Annotated in this window: 2 protein-coding genes and 2 pseudogenes; 3 read left to right on the top strand and 1 reads right to left on the bottom strand. The window is 59.9% G+C overall.

What is annotated here, in order from left to right:
• The first annotated feature begins 329 nt into the window (after positions 1-329).
• Positions 330-569: pseudogene (locus HQL44_17795) on the top strand (transposase).
• Between the two features lie 83 nt (positions 570-652).
• On the opposite strand, the pseudogene HQL44_17790 reads toward HQL44_17795, so the two are convergent.
• Positions 653-1,460: pseudogene (locus HQL44_17790) on the bottom strand (IS5 family transposase).
• Positions 1,461-1,730: 270 nt separating this feature from the next.
• Between HQL44_17790 and HQL44_17785 the strand changes: the two are divergent.
• Positions 1,731-2,588, top strand: a complete 858-nt coding sequence (locus HQL44_17785; protein MBF0270433.1) for an MBL fold metallo-hydrolase — start codon at positions 1,731-1,733, stop codon at positions 2,586-2,588.
• Positions 2,589-2,597: 9 nt separating this feature from the next.
• Positions 2,598-3,340 (top strand): GGDEF domain-containing protein (locus tag HQL44_17780; protein ID MBF0270432.1); only part of this gene is annotated, 743 nt, incomplete at its 3' end.

The raw sequence follows: 3,340 nt of genomic DNA, 5'->3' as shown, positions 1-3,340 counted from the left end.
GGATTGACGAATTTTTGTGCCACGAACCTGCCTGCCCGCACGTACCGGAAATAAGCGAGAGGGGGGGCGAACAAACTGTGCCGGGATCTGCACCAGAGGGAGCACGGTCAGTCAGACCGCACAGTAGCATGGGCTATAAATCGCCAGTATCTGCCGCCAAACAGGCAGGAAGGCCCAATCCAGCCTTTGCTATGGAAGGGCTACGGCCGGTGACATTACCAGACCACTCAGTGCTGGCATTCCCAAGTCCTTGGCGTTCGTATCTGCATCGGTTCGGTTTCGTCAACATCTTGCAGCCCCCAACGATGGACTTACGGCGCAGCTTGGCAAGGCGCGGATTGCGCGGCGTCAAGCTGGTGATCTCGGACGCCCATGAGGGCATCAAGGGGGCCGTCTCCAAGGTGCTGAACGCCTCCTGGCAGCGCTGTCGTGTCCACTTCATGCGCAATGCGCTGGCCCATGCCGGCAAAAGCTGGCGGCGCGTCGTCTCGGCCTTCATAGGCACCGCCTTCGCCCAGGACGACGCCGTTGCCGCCAGCGCCAAGCCTTGCCGAGTGCGCGATGACCTCGCCGCTCTTACACCACGTCCAGGGACGCGATCTTAGCTATAGAAGGGCTGCGGCCGGATTTGGCCTTTATTTTTTTAGAGGATCTATCTAGGGGCAAGACTCATGTGACTTTTGAGGAAGTAGGCCAAGGCGGCGGCGATACAGAGCATCGCCATGAAGGTTTCGTCTAGCCTGTTGAAGCGAGTGGCCAGCCTTCGGAAGTCCTTGAGACGGCAGAAGGTGCGCTCGACAACATTGCGTCGCTTGTAGGTGACTGCGTCGAACCCGTAGGGCTTTTTCCTGTTCTTGCGGTTTGGGATGATGGCCCGTGAACCGCGCTCTTGCAGCCAATCGCGCAACTCGGCGCAGTCGTAGACAGCATCGGCAATGACGCGCAGATCGGCGGGCAGGCAAGCCAGCCAGCATGGCCTTTGCCGGAACCACGTCGTGACGGTTGCCGCCGGTCAAGCAAATGACCTTGGGCCTGCCGTGCGGATCGGCAATCAGATGGGCTTTCGTGTTTCTGCCGCCTCGGCTCGTGCCGATGGCTCGCATATCTTGCCGGGGATCAGCACGGTTTTTTCGGCGCATTCCGCCACTGGCCGAACGATGGACCTTGACGTGCGTGCTGTCCAACAAGGCTTCATGCGGTCTGCCACTCGTCTTGGACAGTTCGGCAAACACCTCTTCCCAGATGCCTTTCAAAGCTCAGCGGACGAAGCGGTTGTACAGCGTCTTGTGCGGGCCGTATTCCAGCGATGCATCCGACCAGCGGCAGCCGGAGCGCAGAACCTGAATGATCCTGCTGATGACGCGCCGATCATCAACACGGCGCTTGCCCCGAACATAGGGCGGCAACAGCGGTTCAATCCGTTGCCATTGGGTATCCGAAGGCCAGTAATATCCTGTCACATCGCAGTCACCATCGCAGCCTCCTTCTGCAGCTGCTCAAGCGAATCATCAATCCATTGGCTTTAATTAATTCACTTGGGTCTTGGCCCTATGTAACGAACGTAACGGGCAATTCATGTGTGTCTTGAAGTGGGGGCTTGCAGTACCGCAAGGTAGGGGTTCGCCTTGCCAAGGCCGTCCATGGCTGAGTTGCTGAAAGATGCATGACTTTTGTCGTGATCTGCCTAATAATTACGGCTCTGTAAGGATATGTTTGAGGCATCGACGAGCATGGGCATCCTGGACCAAAACATCGACTATGACCGGCCAGTGAAGTTGGCCGACGGCATCTTTTGGGTCGGGTTTGCTGATCTGGAAGGCCGCTTGCAGTGCAACCCCTATCTGATCGTCGATGGCGATGAAGCGATCCTGATCGACGGCGGCTCGCGCCCGGATTTTAGCACAGTGATGCGCAAGGTGCTGCAGACAGGGGTGTCGCCCAAACAGATCAGCCATCTGATCTACCAGCATTACGATCCAGACCTATGCGGCTCGATCCCTAATCTGGAAAGCCTCATCGACTCGGCCGATCTGAAGATCATTTCCCATGCCGAGAACAACCCGTTCATCCGGCACTATTCCGTCCATTCCCCGCTGTTGTGCATCGACCGTATGGAGCGGGCATTGACTCTGCGATCCGGGCGGGTTCTGCGGTTCTTCCGCACGCCCTACGCCCATTCAGCGGGTAGCTTCATCACCTATGATGAGACCAGCGACATCTTGTTCACCAGCGATCTGTTCGGCAGTGCCGGGGCCTTCAGCAACTGGCGGCTGTTCGCCGACTTCGACAAGAAGTGTCTGGGCTGTGAGGTGGCATGGCCCGAGCGGCCGGACGAGCCCTGCGAAGATATCGGCACGCCCTGTCCGTGGAGCGGCATGCACAGCTTTCACCGGCGAATCATGCCCGGCAACAAGCAACTCCATCATGCCATGTCTGTGATCAAGACCATCGGCGCGGCCATGGTCGCGCCCCAGCACGGCTCCATCCTCTATCGGGCCGAGGACATCGAAGCCGCCATCCATAGGCTGCAAAAGATGGATGACATCGGCATCGACGGCATCGCCGATGCCGCCACTTGCCCGACTTGAGGAGCGGTCATGCCCAAGCTGGACGGAATTGACTTCGAGATCGAGAGCGCCATCGGTCATTCGGTCGGAGCGCTGGTCTCCAAGGTGCTGGAACAGCAGGCGCAACTGGCCGACCAGCGGATCAACCAGACCCTGCTGACCGAATTGGTGGAGCAGTTCGTGCAGTCCGAGCGCCAGCTTGCCGAGGCCCACGCCACAGTTCTCGCCATGTCGCGCACCGATGGTCTGACCGGTATCGCCAATCGCCGCTGGTTCGACGAATCCCTGGCCCAGGAACTGGCTCGCGCCATCCGGTCCCAGACCCGCATCGGCCTGCTGTTGATGGATATCGATTGCTTCAAGCTGTTCAACGACAATTACGGCCATTCGGCGGGCGATGACTGCCTGCGGGCGGTGGCCCAGGCGGTGCAGTCCATCGTCAAGCGCCCGCCTGATCTGGCGGCCCGCTACGGCGGCGAGGAACTGGTCTGCATCCTGCCCGATACCGATGCCAAGGGTGTCGAGGCGGTCGGCAACGCCCTCCTTGACGCCGTTCGCGGTCTCGCCATTCCCCACGCATTCTCCAAAGCGATTGATATCGTCACAGTGAGCATCGGTGGCGTTTCCCTCATTCCCACCGAAGCGACGACGCCCAAGCAGTTGATCGAGGCGGCAGATTCAATGCTCTACATCTCCAAGGAGTGTGGCCGCAACCGCCTGACCATGCCCCCCCCCCCCCCCCCCCCCCCCCCCCCCCACACCCCCCCCCCCCC

This window comes from Alphaproteobacteria bacterium (genome assembly GCA_015231795.1).
GTDB lineage: Bacteria > Pseudomonadota > Alphaproteobacteria > Rhodospirillales > WMHbin7 > WMHbin7.
This window is presented reverse-complemented; position numbering and strand designations above follow the sequence as displayed.

Excerpts from the sequence above, each read along its gene's own strand:
- HQL44_17785 (MBF0270433.1), top strand. The coding sequence starts at position 1,731 with ATGGGCATCCTGGACCAAAACATCGACTATGACCGGCCAGTGAAGTTG.